This window comes from Paenibacillus sp. FSL R5-0749 (genome assembly GCF_038595085.1).
Classification (GTDB): domain Bacteria; phylum Bacillota; class Bacilli; order Paenibacillales; family Paenibacillaceae; genus Paenibacillus.
On the sequence record NZ_CP152005.1, the window covers coordinates 4,994,699 to 5,009,717 of the forward strand.

Consider the following 15,019-nt stretch of genomic DNA (forward strand, 5'->3'; position numbering starts at 1 on the left):
AAATGTCAACGCTTTCTTTTCCAATTACAGGCCCTTTATCTTGCAGCAGGTCCTGTACTTTGACGCACTATTAGCTCCGGTCGCAGAATAATCTGCTTCTTCGGTTTGCCTTGGTTAATCAGCTCATGCAGCACGTCCACAGCCTGTTTGCCAAGCTGATATGTGTTCTGGGATACGGTCGTCAGTTCCGGTATAACCGCACTGGCGAGAGGTGTATCATCAAAACCCACAATGGATATATCCTTCGGAATGGAGAGCCCGTGCTCAATCGTCGACTTGATCGCACCAATGGCTGTGTTGTCATTCACACATATGACTGCAGTTGGCGGATTGTCTCGATCCAGCAGTTTGGACATTTCCCTTTTGCCATCGTCGATGGAGAAACTTCCGAGCAGCTGCCGTTCTTTCGGTATTTCGAGCCCATGCTCCCGAAGTTTCTTCTGCACCGCTCTGACCTTGACCATGGTGGTGGATAACTCTTTCAGCCCGCCGACAAAGGCGATATCACGATGCCCCAGTTCAAGCAAATGCTCAGCTGCAAGGGCCGCCCCTGCTCCTTCATCGGTATATACCCGGTGGAACCCGCCTTTGGCAATATTGCCATTGACCAGCACGATCGGCATGCGTTTGCCCATATCAATCAATTCCTGCGCCATGTCATCCGGACAGACTTGCATGTTGATTCGCCCGCCGAGAAAAATAATCCCGTCTACCCGCTTTTCTCGCAAGATGGACAAATATTCAGATTCCCTGTTGTAGTCGCCTGCGGTATTGCAGAGAAAGAACGTGTACCCTAACCCGCGAGCTTCATTCTCCGCGCCCCAGAAGACTTCCGGGAAAAAGGGATTCGTAATGTCCGGCAGGATGATGGCGATGGTACCCGTCTCTTTCTTAATCAGACTGCGCGCCTGCGCATTGGGCTGAAACTGGTGTTTTTCGATGATGGACATAATCTTCTCTCGGGTGCTTGCACGCACAGGTGCCGTATCATTCAGCACCCGGGAGACTGTCGCTACAGATACGTTTGCTTCTTTGGCGATGTCGTATATGGTGATCGGTGTCATAGCGGAACCTTCCTTTTTCTCTAATTTTCCCTATTTTCCCTGCTTATCATACCAGATAAGGAATGGCGATGAAATGGGTTCCATTGAGGGGCGAATGATTTTATACTGGACCATTAGCAGTTCGGGATATGACATTATGTGTGAGTTGTTGAATGCGTTACGCTTTAGCGTCATTATTTTTACAGGACATGTTTGCTTTTCTTTAATTCACCTTCTAATCTGCTTTTATGGCCCATATATTAAAATGTAAGCGAATTCAATGGGGATTAGAGGAGTGTGAACGACGTCATGATCATTCAAGTCAGTCCGCTGGCAGAAGCAAGACTTACTGAAAGGCTGGGAGATCGACCAGGCTATTTCAAATTGTTTTATGATACCGATGGATGCGGTTGTGACGGAATTGCGGTACTTCTGATCTTAAACGAACCGGATAGCGATGATGTTACCGTAGAAGCGGGTTCGCTTCCATTTGTCATCAACAAACAGCAGCAGATTTACTTCGAACCCTGTCTGCGTCTACAATCCGAGCACAGTTTCCCTTCGTTCCGACTTAGTAGCGATTCCATGATCTACGGCAGCAACGTCAAAGTCCATGATTTACGAGATACCGCAGACGTAACCCCTCAACCCACCGGATGGTTTATACGATAAACGTTGAATTAGCGCTATAATCAAAACCTCCCGATCCCATATACTCCGTGGGACGGGAGGTTTTTTATGAATTACGAATTCAGAATTTGGAATAAACTACTATTTTCGTAGACATTTCGTTTTGAGTTGACCTTCTCAATCCGTTCGATATTACCAAAATTACTTCACAAGAATTTCAATTGGATCCATGGTTAATTCGATATCCGCGGTCATATCCACATAGAGATTTTTTTTCCCTTTTTTGCTCACCATGAATTCATCTTCGACCTCAATCACTTGACCTGTCTTAAACTCAGTATAGTACCCCACATCCGCATAGCTGCGTTCCTCCTCACTACCGGAAAAGAAAAAACGAATGATTGGTTTTCCATGGGTAACTTCAACGGGTTTGATACCTGTATATTCTAAAGTCCCTTTTACTTTCATTGTCTCACCCGTGCCTATAACAGTTGGTGTTGTGACTTCGAGAACAAAATCAGATGCGACTACACGTTTAGTAACTGTATCTTCAAGTTTCTCTGTTGATGAACAACCGGATAACACCATGAATACCACTGAGACCAACATTAAGATGCTATTACTCATTTTATTAATAGTAATCACCCCTCTCATACTCTAACGAATGATATATGGAGAGGGTTGCTCAATACGTTCATTGATTTCCCTGCAATATTGCTTACTCTTAGTTCAATCATGTATCACACGAATTCAATTAACTTCCTATCTATTTCTGCGATATCACCAATCTCGGATGTGCCATCCCAAAGGATTATTGAAGAAGCTTCATCGTTTTCAACAAAATCTTCAAGTCGGCACAGTTCACCCATGAACAGAGCTCCATACTCTGTCCTTTCCGGTCCATGAAAACTTGGCTGGAGTCTAAACTTCATTAGCCCTTTGAATTCAGCTGTATCCAGAATTTGATTGGTTTCCTCATACAATTCTCTAATTACACATTGCTCCGCATGCTCTCCAGCTTCAATAATCCCCCCCTGGAAGTTCCCAGTTTTTTCTCCACTTATTATGCATGAATAGATACTTTCCTTGGCACTTTACCACAATTAGAGCATGTGTTAGTGGAGCATCCAGTTTACTTGTAATGACCTTATCGTACTCGATACGAATAAATCCCAAAAAAATGTTACCTCTTGAATCTGTCATGATTGCCATTTACATTCCTCCATTTCTTGTGAACAAAAATAAAAAAACGCGCTAGACCTAAGTCCTGCGCGTTCATAACACAGGATGGGAAGCGCGAATAGCATTAGACCATTCTCTTAATCATCGATATATGGGAATAATACCCACTATTACACTTTAGAGTCAAGTATATAATTTTGCTCATTTACCTATATCATAACTCTTGGATAATCGCATCGTTTAGCGAAAATCCAAAAAAGCGACTTTCGATAAACCTAGGCTTAACAACATCCCGGGTCAAAGTTACAGGTATTTGTCTCATAAACGGGATGAATTACTAGAATACGTTTTTTTCATGTAACCTTTCATCTACCTACTCGATCTAATATATAAGTAACGTTACGAACATTCTAATACTTTTAGTAAGAAAGCAGGTGAACCCTTGCATACAGATTCTATTGTCGTCAAAGCCAAAGCTGGGGATCCTGAAGCATTCGTGCAGTTAATGTTAGAGATGGAATTACCTTTATATAGAACTGCAAGGTCCATCGTCAACAATGACGAAGATTGTGCAGATGCCCTGCAGGAGACAATGCTTAAAGCCTTTAAGTCCATCCACACACTCAGAGAGCCCGCTTTTTTCAAAACATGGATCTTCCGGATTCTGATTAATGAATGCAACAGAATGGTCAAAAGCAGCTCCAGAACGCTTCCTTACGGAGAGCTTCCCGAAGTCACTTCCAATTCCAAGGATTATGAGAAAATCGAATTATGGGATGCCGTTCAACATCTGGAGGAAAATCTGCGGACTGTGATTCTCCTTCATTACCTACAGGACATGCCGATCAGCCAAATTTCCGACATTCTCGAAATTTCTAAGGTAGCCGTGAAGACCCGGCTGCATCGCGCCCGTAAAAAGCTAAAACATTCATCTCTAATCAATCAAGAAAAAGGAGTTGCGACATCGTGAACACTAAGTTAGAAGAACAATTAAAGAGCTGCCAAAGCCTACTTCCCAATCAGTTATCGGATGTTGCCCGCTCCAAGATGAATGAGACTTACCAAATCATCAGAGAAACCAATAATTCCGTTTCCTCGATTGAGCGAAAAACAAATGGTTCAAGAACTTTTAATAAATGGTGGGTTTCCACTGCAGCCGCTGCATTCCTTGGAGTGACACTCATCGCTTCCGGCTTTGTATCGCCCGCAATGGCTGATGCTCTCAAGCAAATTCCGGTCCTAGGACAAATCTATTCATTATGGGGAAAAAACAACTTAGATCCTGGTCTTCAACAAGCTGATGATTTCATCACTAAGGTCAACCAAAGCGTGACCCATGGCAACGTGACTATGAATATTCCAACGTTGTTATTTGACGGAACCCGCATTCTTATGAACGTAACCACTCCTGGAAATCACCTGGATTCGGAGCCCAATTCGCTGTTTTCTGATGCCAATAGAGGGGCAGTGGATACGTTAGAGGTTCTCTATAAAGGCCAGCCTCTGAGCTGGAATTCCGATTTTATGGATGGTAAGGATGCTTCCAGCTTAATCGTTCAGGTTACCAACACTACTGTCACAGACCAGAATGTCCAGTTCCCTGATCAGTTTGACTTGAGTGTAAATGTAACGTTAAAGGGTTACGATGTCCCGTTCCAATTCGTTCTGCCTGTTACAAAAACTACGCCCGTTACCGTTCTCACTTCAAAGGAGACCAAGCATCATGATAACATTAACTTGCAGATCAGTAAGCTGGAAATTACCCCTATCACAACGCAGTTATTCGTTGAGTACAAAACCAATCCGGGCCAGAGCATAGAAAAGATGCTCGCTTCTATCCCTTCGGAATACAAGGGTGCTAACGGGGGAATCATCGCTCTTCAATATGATATTGTGGATGAACATGGCGTTCAACTGAAGCCCATCGGTTCTCACCCCATTAGCGAATCTTATAATATTCGCTTTGAACCCTTCAAGACGCTACCGCGTACCGTAACCATTAAACCTTACTTAGTCGTATCCGAAGGTCAAGCCCCAACTGGGGTTATAGGACAGTGGGAAGACAAAAGTATGGTGAAGAAATACATCCCTGAGCTAGAGACTGTACTTTCTGTGCAATAGTGCAGCTGTAAAAAGAACCTTTTTATCTAGGATTAAAAAGGGTTTGCAAACCCACAAAAGACGAAGCCGTAAATGGTTTCGTCTTTTTATTTAAATGAATTTAACCCTTGTTTGATTACTTTTATACTATGCTGCACTAACCTGTCCGTTATTTCAAAAAAAAGCAGCCGATCACATGGATCAGCTACTTTTTATGTGTTAATAGTTAGACTAATTTAGAATCTCACCTTTATCTATTTTCGCCAGGCGTTTATGCCAAACTGCGAGTTGTTCAGGCGTTTGTCGCACCCAATCTTTCACTTCGCCAACAACTTTTAGTGGGGCTTTGCTGCGATATGATCGCGTCGGATTACCTGGGAATTTCTTATCCGTCACATTTGGGTCATTCTCCCATTCCCCTGTTGGTTCAACAAGATACACGCGCGGTTCACCACCGCCTTTTGCCAACTCCGCAGCTAACCCAGCCCCATCACGTAAAGCTGTAAAATAAATGTGATTCATCACAACATCCGGATTGTAATTTGAGCGAAAGCCAGCTGTGAGCAAGTCACCAATCTGCAAATCTGCTCGTGTCCCATGATAAAAAGGACCTTTGTCAAGAATTTCAGCCATCTCGCCACCACCCCCAAATTTAGTAAGATACTCTATTTTATCACGAACCTGCCTCTTAGATTTTTCTCGTGTAATACATCCATAGTGCCAAAAATACGATTAAAACAAATAATAAACAAGTTAGTAAGGTGTAAAATATCATGGGATTAAAGAAACCGGCAATCATGGAGGCTATGCCCAGACTAATAAGAATAATTGCTACGCTAAGTGTGCCTGCATTCTGGAGTATTGTAACACTCCGCTCGTCATTCTCCTCAATAAACTGCTTCTTCAGCTCGGCTTCATTTTTGCTGGCTTTTATATACCTGACGAGAAAATAAGTGACGGCCACTTCAACCCCGATAAAAGCTCCTGTATGAAATCCCTTTATAAAACTAGGCAGAGCGGGCAGTCCACCTCTGTAAAATATAAGTCCTACATAGATCAATATCGTAGCAGCAGCTACCAGTGACAGTGCGTTTTTGCGAGTTTCTACTTTAATCTTGAACTTGTCCACTTATATCTCCTCCACTTCGCTGAAATCAAAAACTTCTTCAATAGCGAGTCCAAAAAAATTCGAAATTTTGTAAGCAAGAATGAGGGAAGCCGTATACTTTCCCCTTTCTAGAGAAGTGATGGTTTGCCGGGTAACACCTACAATTTGTCCCAACTCTTCCTGTGACAGTTTATGCTGCTTACGCAGTTCTGCAATTCTTGTCTTCATGTAATCACGTCCTTGCAATGTTTACTTTGCATTTTTAGCATAGTTGACTTTGCATTTTGTGTCAAGTTAACTTTGCATTCCATATGAATTAACCCGCCCTTTATTTGAAAAAAATAAAAATAAACAGCTGATCACATGGATCAGCTGCTTCCTGACATTTAAGGAGTGCTAATATGTTGTATTCTAATGTCTCTATTTTACACAGTGAAAAATAAAGGATCGACTTTTAGAATTTGCGTGTTTAAATTCCCAATCGCCATATGTTTCAATTTTCGAAAACCCTGTTTGTTTCAGCGACTCATCCAATTCTTCTTGATTTCGAAATCTGATCTGCATTTTTTCATGAACTAGGACTTCGTCTGTTTTTGTATTTTTCACAGTTTCATAAAAAGTATAGATATCTCCCTCAAACCCTTCATATTCTGTAGAGATTTCAAGAGGGTCTCCACTTCGCATATCTTTAGCTAAGTCCGGCGTCCCGTCCTTCTCCCACTCTTCCCACACTTTAACCAAAGGGTTTCTAATATCAAAAATAAAGTGGCCGCCAACGTTTAGGGATCGAAATACGTCTGAGATTACTTTCTTCCAACTATCATCAGTAAGAAATACCTGTGCCACATTGGCAGTCATAATAACCGCGTCATTGGTATTGGTTTGTAAATTTGAACTATCTCCTACAATCCAATTCACTTTGCCTGCATTATCTTTAATTCTCGCTACTTCAATTGCTTCTTCATGGGGATCAATAGCTGTAATTTTATAACCGTACTGAACAAGATGAGTCGTCCATCTTCCTGTTCCGCAGCCTAAGTCAACGATAGACTCTACTTTTAATTTATTTAGTAAGGCAAGGAAAAACTCATCGTCTTTTCCCCAATGGTTAATCTGGTCATATACTAATGGAATCATAGATGTTGTTCCCACTTTCTGTAGCATTTTTACTAGTTCATCAGATAAGAAAGGGTTTAGTCAATTAGTGTATTGCCCGTCACCTGAACAAAAGCAGCCGATTAGGTTAATCGGCTACTTTCTGTGGTTTATTGAGCTATCGTATTCCCTTAGTGTAACAAATGACGACTGGGACTGATATCATTAACAATTCAGTATCTTTTGAAACCGAAATGCTTTTCAACTTCTAATAACATCTGCTCTTTATTGGACTGAGATGTTCTCATAAACCATTTTAATTGATATTGCTCTGCTTGTTGCAGGTAATGATTCGATGCTCTAACCACTGTGTTTAATGTTTCGTCCCGTGCACGTTGTGGATCTGATAAATTAGGAAACAAACCCTCCATGCCTCTCAGATGATCTCGATCTAAATAATCCGCTCGAATGAGGTCATCTTCTGCAAACATATAAATAACTCGGTTGGGGTCAGCAATCTCCCTTAGATAAGCAGGTTCCATAAAAGTATCTACTACGATTGGCTTCTCTTTCCCCATCTGTAACAAATCCAAGATGATAAATTCCACACTCTCGTCAAACACGGAATTTAACCAGTGATTTCTATCATTCCCTCGCCCTAAAAAGAACCATTCCCAATCAATGAAATGTCGCAAAATTGCTGGATGATCCTGTGCATTAGCCTTTTTTTGATAATCGAACGTGTGGTCATCTGAAGAATAATAATTCATATTCCATTTTGAAGAAAGCAAATTAGTCATCGTGCTTTTTCCGCCGCAAGGGCCTCCACATATCCAATAAACATGATCTAAATATTGTCTTAATAGTCGGTCTGAAATTTTCATAGTATGAACATCTCCTAGTATAAGATTATTTTCTTATAAGAGAGAATGTCTCTTGTCCTATTTGCACTAAATGTCCAAGTAGCTGGCATTTTTACACCGCCTTTTAATTTCCATTTTCTCACAAAGTTAACCAATTGTGAATCTTAGCTTATGTACCAGAGTCATAGTTCACGCAAACACACCTAATCCACCTCAGCATTTTGTACAATCTGCTTAAAAAATCAATATCATTTAGCCTCTTTATCCAAACTTTTCTTTACGCCCACCTCACTTAATGTTAGATTTTATAACATATAATAACGAAAGCGAGTGGGTTGAAGATGGATCTGCAACAGTTATTGACTATCCCCATCCTATCCAAAGCGAAGGTAATTGCCGGACATCGCGGACTAGATCGTTTGGTGCAATCGATTAATATTATGGATGCCCCAGATATTGTACAATTCCTGAAACCCGGAGATATGCTGCTGACCAACGGTTATATTCTGAAAGACCGCCCCGATGCTCATCTTGGATTCATTACCGACATGCATGCGATCGGTTGTGCAGCGCTTGCGGTCAAGACACAGCGCTTCTCTCTTGAATTATCTCCGCAACTGCTTGAGACAGCCGACAGGCTGGGCTTCCCAATCATCGAGCTGTCGGAGATCGACAATACACTCGGTGAAATATTTCAACAATCGATTAGCGCCATCCTTCAGAACAAAACCCATGAGCTTCACTACGCGTTATCTATTCACAAACAATTTTCCACGATGATTATGCAAGGAAAAGGTATACCCAACATCGTAGATACGTTGTCTCAGTTACTCTCTTCACCCGTTCTTCTGCTTGGTTCCAAGAAACAGATTACGGCAAGCTCCCATTATGCACAACAGATGGATGACCAGTCTCTCGCAGGGCCCTTACTGTCATTTATAGATGAGCACCCTTCCTTCCATACCGCAATCTTGATCTGCCTGCTTACTGCTGATACATATCGACACGCCGAGCTTCATCCCATCTTCACGGATCGGCACGAGGGCTATTTGATCGCACGATACGATAGTTCCGCAAGTTCTAAACTCTCCACTCTGGCACTGGAGCAAGCCGTCAATGTAATCGGTCTGGAGTTAACCAAGAAGCAAGCCGTCAAGGAACGCTCCCGCCGTTACAAAAATGAATATTTCTCCGATCTCATTCAAGGCTTCATTCGTTCGGAACAAGAAGCGTTGCATCGCGGCAAGAAATACGGGCTGCATGCAAAAGGAAGTTCCGTTCTCATCATCGCCAAGATGGATGAACCTTTACCGAACAAACCTAATCGCATTCTCACTCCCTCAGGAGAAGAGCGGTTCATCTCGGAACGAGACGCTAATTACGAGTTGATTAAGCAGGAGTTCGCCAGACTGGATATCTCCTTCGTCATGTTCACCAAAAACGACCAGTTTGGTATACTCGTCTTTTTGAACGAATCGTCTTGGGACGAACACACCGTTACTCAGCAACTTGAGCGAATCGCAAGCAATCTGTATACGGAGTCGCAACTCAGCTTATCCTTCGGAATAGGCAATCCCTATACGAATGTATTGGATATCGGACTCTCCTATAAGGAAGCAGTCAAGGCGCTTCAATCCGGCTATCAGATGCGAAAGACCCGCTTCGCCCATTCCTATCAGACGATGGATATAAGTCGCCTGCTGCGTATGATTCCCCACGATGAAATGTTGCAGTTCCATCAAGAAACCTTTAAACCCTTCGAAGCCCGAGATCCAAACGAGCGCAGCGAACTTATGAAGACCTTGTCCTCTTTCTATGAGAATCATTGCCAGATCGTCGATACAGCGAAAGAGCTGTTTGTACATCGCAATACAGTGATCTATCGGTTGGAAAAATGCGAGAAACTAACCGGCAGAAACATCAAGGACCCGATGGAGAGCCTTCGCTTCCGACTTGCCTTTGCACTTGAGTCCCTTCTGAAGCTTAATCCACCTCCCAGTGAAGTTAATCATACGTCTTGAACCCAGAACGTGTCATATATAATGACACGTTCTTTTGTTTTTCTTTTCATATCCAATCTTCAATTGTTCATTTTAACTGATTTAATTGTATTTTTATGTTCAAAGTAACTAATGACAACAGAACCCACAGTCTATATGATTATGAATATATTCATGAATGTCACGTTAATTAACATCAGTTCACATCAAGAACCGAACAACCATCAGGCTGTAGGAAAGGGGCTACCTATCATGGCTATACAGATACAAGGCGTATCCAAGTCATTTGTCAGTGCAACCGGCGAAGATATTCAAGTACTCGCTGAGGTTTCGATGCAAATCAAGAAGCAGGAGTTCTTCAGTATCGTGGGACCGAGCGGATGTGGCAAGAGTACGATCTTCAATATTATCGCGGGTCTGCTTAAACCAACGAATGGCAAGGTTATCGTCTGTGGCGAAGAGATTGATCAGACCACCGGGCATGTCGGCTATATGATGCAAAAGGATCTGCTGCTGCCTTGGAGAAGCATCTTGGACAATGTCACGCTAGGTTTGGAAGTGAAGGGCATGTCCAAAAAAGATCGCGGCGATATTGCCATGGATTATCTGGATCGTTATGGCCTAGCTTCATTCGCAGAAGCCTATCCCTCCACACTATCAGGCGGTATGCGCCAACGTGTAGCCCTCATACGTACCCTCGTTACCCAGCCCGATATTATATTACTGGACGAACCCTTCTCCGCACTTGATTATCAGACCAGACTCATTCTGGAAGATGAGATCTTGTCTATCCTGAAATCCGAGGGCAAGACAGGCGTGCTTATCACGCATGACATTGAGGAAGCCATCGCCATCTCCGACCGCATTGCTGTCATGAGCAAACGACCAACGACCGTGAAGCAGGTGTATGAGATTGGTCTCGCCTCGCAATACGGTTCAGCACTGAAAGCCCGCTCCGACCAGAAGTTTAAACAGTATTTTGAATCGATCTGGGCAGAGCTTGATATCCAAATGGGGAGGATCAGCTAATGAAGAGCACATCACCTGAAATTACCCTTGCCGGAAAGCCTGCTGGAGTTGTGAAGAGCAAACGCAGACACTCCACCTTCTCCAAAGAATGGCTCATAACGATGCTGTGGCGGTTCATTATTGTAGCGGTCATCCTGGTGATCTGGGAATCCGCCGTTCGTCTGAAACTGGTTAACGGATTCCTCATGGGATCACCAAGCGCCATTCTTGATGCCGCCATCACGATGGCCAGCTCAGGGCAACTGCTTACAGACGCTTTTGCAACGGTGAATGCCACTGTTATCGGCTTCGTAGCAGGGAGCTTAATCGGCTCATTGGCAGGACTGCTCATGTGGTATTCCAAGTCCGTTGCCCGTGTGCTCGATCCGTTCATTGTAGCGATGAACGGTATTCCAAAGATCGCACTCGCCCCCATGATTATCATCTGGTTCGGTTCAGGCATCTTCTCCAAGATTGCTCTTGCCTCTGTCGCAACGTTTATCGTAGCGCTATTATCCGCCTACCAAGCGACGCATCAGATCGACGAATCCCAGATTAATCTGATGAAATCCTTCGGTGCGAAGAAATCACAGATTTTCCGCAAAATTATCGTTCCTTCCTCTCTGCCATGGATCATCTCGGCCTTCCGGATCAATATCGGTTTGGCATTGGTGTCTGTCGTAGGTGGAGAATTCATCTCTTCTGACAAAGGACTCGGACACATGGTGTTCGTCGAAGGCAACCTGTTCAACCTTCCGGCCGTATGGGTCGGCGTGTTCATGCTTATGCTGGTCGCCATGCTACTCTACACCTGTGTCGGTTATATCGAATCCCGACTTCTTCCATGGAACGACAACAAGACCAGCAGCAAAACCACATCTGTCTAAACTGACCCGCAACGACTAACTTAACTACAACCATTAAAGGGGCCTGGTGACTAATGCGTACATTCAAAAAGATAGCTATTCTGGCAACGATGACGATGATTTTGACCACACTGCTCAGCGCATGCGGAAGCAATGCCGCAACACCTGCAAGTGGCGGTGGTGCATCCAGTAATGAGGGGCAAGATACTGCGAAGGTGGATAAAATCATGGTGTCCGAGGTGTATCACAATTTGCTCTACCTTCCGCTCTATGTAGCCAATAACCAAGGATTCTTAGAGGAGAATCGCATTGAGCTATCCTCCATCCGTGCTGCAGGAAGTGGACCAACAGCATTGTCATCGGTCATCTCAGGCGAGTCAGCGTTCTCATTTCATGGTCCTGAGCATGTCGCATTCGCGAATGCCAAGGGCGGTGATGCTCGCTCATTGGTCCTTCTGTCCGGCAGTGCTCCTGTATGGGCGGTTGCACGAGAAGGAGTAACGGTGGACACAACAGCGGATTTCAAAGGTAAAACCATTGTTGTAGGTTTGGCACCTACAAGCTCCAACAGTTTACTGCGGAAGCTTTTCGCCGACAATAACATCGATATCGACAAAGATGTGACGATCACCGAGGTTCAGAATGGCTCCGAACTTGGTGCTGTATTAGCCGGCAAAGCTGATATTGCTATCGTTTACGAACCCCAACTGGATCAAGGCGTTGCTGAGGGGCTGCACATTGTCCATGATTTCACGAAAGATTATCCTGACTTCGCCTTTGCAACGATGAATACAACCGCAAGCTTCATTGAGGAGAATCCTGATCTCACCCAGCGCTTCGTCACCTCTATCGAGCAAGCCCTGGACTATATTCAAACCAATCCTGATGGTGCCAAAGCAGTCGCTGTAAAAGAGTTCCCCAATCTGGACAAAGAAGTCGTGGAACAAGCCGTACAACGTATGATTGACAGCAAGGTATACCCTGCTGAGGGGCTCATCAACGAATCAGCTTTTAACACCGCAATCGATATGCAGCGCTTCATCGGCAATCTGAAGGAAGACCTCGCTTACGAGGACATTATCGATTCAAGCTTCACCAAATAGAGAGAGAAAGGGTGATTACTCTGAAACAGGACGACTATCTCACACACCGCCGTACGGAAAGTGCGAAATACACGAACGGAGTTATTACGAGTGAGGAGCTTGCTCTATTTACAGCCGACTTGGAACTGATTCGAGGTTTCAAGTTGTCAGAAGAAGTCGGCCCCAATGCGCCGCATAGGAGGGTACCTCTGCGATGATTACAAAACCACTAAACGAACTAACGATTATGGAAGCTGCAACATGGATTAAAAACAAGACGATATCTCCTGTTGAGCTTACAGAGTCCTATTTGACTCGCATTGAGCGCGTAGAGCCTGCTGTGCAAGCCTTTGTTACGGTCACCGCGGAACAAGCCTTGCAGGCCGCAAGAGAGTCTGAACGCAAGCTAATGAATGGCAACTATCTCGGCCCTCTGCATGGCATTCCTTATGGAGCGAAAGACATTATCCATACCGCTGGCATACCCACCTCGGCCGGATCTAGTACCTACCCTGACTTCATACCAGAGACGAATGCTACTGTCATTGATAAGTTGCAGGCTGCGGGCGCTATCCTGCTCGGCAAGACAACAACGACGGAATACGCTTTTCAGGGAGGAGAACCCCCAACCCGCAACCCGTGGAATCTGGCGCACACCCCAGGTGGTTCCAGTTCAGGCTCCGCGGCTGCTGTAGCGGCTGGTATGGCCTCCTTCACACTCGGAACGCAGACCTTTGGATCTCTGCTCAGACCCGCAGCTTACAACGGATTAACCTGTATGAAGCCAACTTACGGCAGGGTTAGCCGTAACGGTGTCATCACAGCCAGTTGGAGTCTGGATCATATTGGCGCCTTCACTCGATCCGCACAAGATAACGCAATCGTTCTGGAAGTGATGGCCGGGCAGGATGAGATGGACTCCTTCACACTGCCTCACGGCAAGCCAGACTTAACAAGCGCTCTTGAGCATCCTGTTTCAGGAATGGTGATCGGGCTACCAAGCAACTTCTTCCAGACTGATGAACCGGCGATCTTGTTAGCGGTAGAGTCGGCACTCGCTGTACTTGAGAAGCTGGGCATGCAATGGAAGAAAGTTGTTCTGCCTTCGTATATGGAAGAGACCATTGCTGCTCATCGTACAGTTATGCGGGCAGAAGCTGCTGCCTTCCATCAGGAACGCTTCGCGGAAGCCTCCGATCGCTACGGTCACACGATGCGGGAGCAGCTTGAACTCGGCTTCCAAACGAGTGCTGTTGATTATTTGCAGGCACAGCGCATTCGAACGATATTCCGCAGCGAGATGATGATGCTTTTCGATGAAGTAGATGTGTTATTGACTCCATCAACGCCGTATGTGGCCCCCTATGGCTACAAGACCGGTAGTCCGATTTTCAACGGGCCTTTTACTAATACAGGACTACCTTCCATTACCGTTCCCATCGGATTTGATACTTCCTCAGGGAAGCAACTACCAATCGGCATGCAGCTTGCTGGTCCACTCATGCGAGAAGACCGCTTGTTGTCCATCGCCCATCAATATCAGCAGGCTACAAACTGGCATCAGTTAACAACCAATATACACCCTCACTAAGAAAGGAATGATAACTTCTATGTCTACCATCATACATGCGAGTACAGCACCCAAGTTCCCACTTCCTTTCTCCCACGCTGTCCGTGCAGGAGATATGGTCTACGTTGCAGGTCAGGTAGGCGTTGATCCACAGACCCTTGAGCCTATCGGCGGTATTAAGGAGCAGACTGAACAATGTATTCGTAATATTGAAGTGATCCTGCAAGAAGCCGGACTTACACTGGATCATATCGTGAAGGTAACGACTCATCTGGCACGAGTGGAGGATCAGCCCGCATACAACGAAGTCTATGCACGAATGATTAAGCAGCCCTATCCCGCCCGCATGACCGTATTCAGTGGGTTAGGCCCTTATTTAATTGAGATGGAAGTGCTAGCATATGCACCATCCGTTCGAGGAGAGTAGCGCATCACACACAAAAGCACCTGTACCCTTAGATGGGTACAGATG

General features: G+C 44.7%; 17 protein-coding genes. 10 read left to right on the top strand and 7 right to left on the bottom strand.

What is annotated here, in order from left to right; all coding sequences use genetic code 11:
• Positions 1 to 35 precede the first annotated feature (35 nt).
• On the bottom strand, positions 36 to 1,064 hold the full coding sequence (locus tag MKY85_RS22315) for a LacI family DNA-binding transcriptional regulator (RefSeq protein ID WP_339256731.1): 1,029 nt from the start codon (positions 1,062 to 1,064) through the stop codon (positions 36 to 38).
• 288 nt (positions 1,065 to 1,352) lie between these two features.
• Between MKY85_RS22315 and MKY85_RS22320 the strand changes: the two genes are divergently transcribed.
• Positions 1,353 to 1,715, top strand: coding sequence for an iron-sulfur cluster biosynthesis family protein (locus tag MKY85_RS22320; RefSeq protein WP_342570771.1), 363 nt, complete (start codon positions 1,353 to 1,355; stop codon positions 1,713 to 1,715).
• Positions 1,716 to 1,874: 159 nt separating this feature from the next.
• On the opposite strand, the gene MKY85_RS22325 is transcribed toward MKY85_RS22320, so the two are convergent.
• Complete coding sequence (locus MKY85_RS22325) at positions 1,875 to 2,318, bottom strand: hypothetical protein (protein WP_342570772.1); 444 nt, start codon at positions 2,316 to 2,318, stop codon at positions 1,875 to 1,877.
• A gap of 979 nt (positions 2,319 to 3,297) precedes the next feature.
• On the opposite strand from MKY85_RS22325, the gene MKY85_RS22330 reads away from it, so the two are divergent.
• Both MKY85_RS22330 and MKY85_RS22335 read left to right on the top strand, forming a co-directional pair.
• Positions 3,298 to 3,825 carry a sigma-70 family RNA polymerase sigma factor gene (locus tag MKY85_RS22330; RefSeq protein WP_339256739.1) on the top strand — a complete coding sequence of 176 codons (528 nt, stop codon included), beginning with the start codon at positions 3,298 to 3,300 and terminating at the stop codon, positions 3,823 to 3,825.
• Complete coding sequence (locus MKY85_RS22335; RefSeq protein WP_339256741.1) at positions 3,822 to 4,976, top strand: DUF4179 domain-containing protein; 1,155 nt, start codon at positions 3,822 to 3,824, stop codon at positions 4,974 to 4,976. Before MKY85_RS22330 ends, MKY85_RS22335 begins: the two co-directional genes overlap by 4 nt.
• Positions 4,977 to 5,186: 210 nt before the next feature.
• Here the strand turns inward: MKY85_RS22335 and arr are convergent, their stop codons facing one another.
• The 5 genes from arr to MKY85_RS22360 form a co-directional block, all read right to left on the bottom strand.
• Positions 5,187 to 5,588 (bottom strand): NAD(+)--rifampin ADP-ribosyltransferase, encoded by a 402-nt coding sequence (arr, locus tag MKY85_RS22340; RefSeq protein ID WP_339236610.1) that lies wholly within the window; start codon positions 5,586 to 5,588, stop codon positions 5,187 to 5,189.
• Between the two features lie 55 nt (positions 5,589 to 5,643).
• Positions 5,644 to 6,084 carry a hypothetical protein gene (locus MKY85_RS22345; protein ID WP_342570773.1) on the bottom strand — a complete coding sequence of 147 codons (441 nt, stop codon included), beginning with the start codon at positions 6,082 to 6,084 and terminating at the stop codon, positions 5,644 to 5,646.
• Positions 6,085 to 6,291, bottom strand: coding sequence for a helix-turn-helix transcriptional regulator (locus tag MKY85_RS22350; RefSeq protein WP_339236614.1), 207 nt, complete (start codon positions 6,289 to 6,291; stop codon positions 6,085 to 6,087).
• Positions 6,292 to 6,483: 192 nt separating this feature from the next.
• Positions 6,484 to 7,200: a class I SAM-dependent methyltransferase gene (locus MKY85_RS22355; protein WP_342570774.1), complete on the bottom strand. Its 717-nt coding sequence runs from the start codon at positions 7,198 to 7,200 to the stop codon at positions 6,484 to 6,486.
• Positions 7,201 to 7,391: 191 nt separating this feature from the next.
• Positions 7,392 to 8,042 (bottom strand): hypothetical protein, encoded by a 651-nt coding sequence (locus MKY85_RS22360; protein WP_342570775.1) that lies wholly within the window; start codon positions 8,040 to 8,042, stop codon positions 7,392 to 7,394.
• A 320-nt stretch (positions 8,043 to 8,362) separates the two neighbouring features.
• Here MKY85_RS22360 and MKY85_RS22365 point away from each other — a divergent pair, with 320 nt between their 5' ends.
• The 7 genes from MKY85_RS22365 to MKY85_RS22395 all read left to right on the top strand — a co-directional run bounded on the left by MKY85_RS22365 (position 8,363) and on the right by MKY85_RS22395 (position 14,974).
• A complete protein-coding gene (locus MKY85_RS22365; RefSeq protein ID WP_342570776.1) occupies positions 8,363 to 10,042 on the top strand; it encodes a PucR family transcriptional regulator ligand-binding domain-containing protein in 1,680 nt (559 codons plus the stop codon).
• Positions 10,043 to 10,273: 231 nt separating this feature from the next.
• Positions 10,274 to 11,050: an ABC transporter ATP-binding protein gene (locus MKY85_RS22370; RefSeq protein ID WP_339236628.1), complete on the top strand. Its 777-nt coding sequence runs from the start codon at positions 10,274 to 10,276 to the stop codon at positions 11,048 to 11,050.
• Positions 11,050 to 11,916 carry an ABC transporter permease gene (locus MKY85_RS22375; RefSeq protein ID WP_342570777.1) on the top strand — a complete coding sequence of 289 codons (867 nt, stop codon included), beginning with the start codon at positions 11,050 to 11,052 and terminating at the stop codon, positions 11,914 to 11,916. Before MKY85_RS22370 ends, MKY85_RS22375 begins: the two co-directional genes overlap by 1 nt.
• A gap of 53 nt (positions 11,917 to 11,969) precedes the next feature.
• Positions 11,970 to 12,998, top strand: coding sequence for an ABC transporter substrate-binding protein (locus MKY85_RS22380; RefSeq protein WP_339256753.1), 1,029 nt, complete (start codon positions 11,970 to 11,972; stop codon positions 12,996 to 12,998).
• An 11-nt stretch (positions 12,999 to 13,009) separates the two neighbouring features.
• The gene (locus tag MKY85_RS22385) at positions 13,010 to 13,195 is read left to right on the top strand and encodes a hypothetical protein (protein WP_339236635.1); all 186 of its coding nucleotides are present in this window, start codon (positions 13,010 to 13,012) and stop codon (positions 13,193 to 13,195) included.
• Entirely contained in the window at positions 13,192 to 14,568 is a 1,377-nt protein-coding gene (locus tag MKY85_RS22390) for an amidase (protein ID WP_342570778.1), read from the top strand. Before MKY85_RS22385 ends, MKY85_RS22390 begins: the two co-directional genes overlap by 4 nt.
• A 19-nt stretch (positions 14,569 to 14,587) precedes the next feature.
• Entirely contained in the window at positions 14,588 to 14,974 is a 387-nt protein-coding gene (locus MKY85_RS22395) for a Rid family hydrolase (RefSeq protein ID WP_339236640.1), read from the top strand.
• Positions 14,975 to 15,019 lie beyond the last annotated feature (45 nt).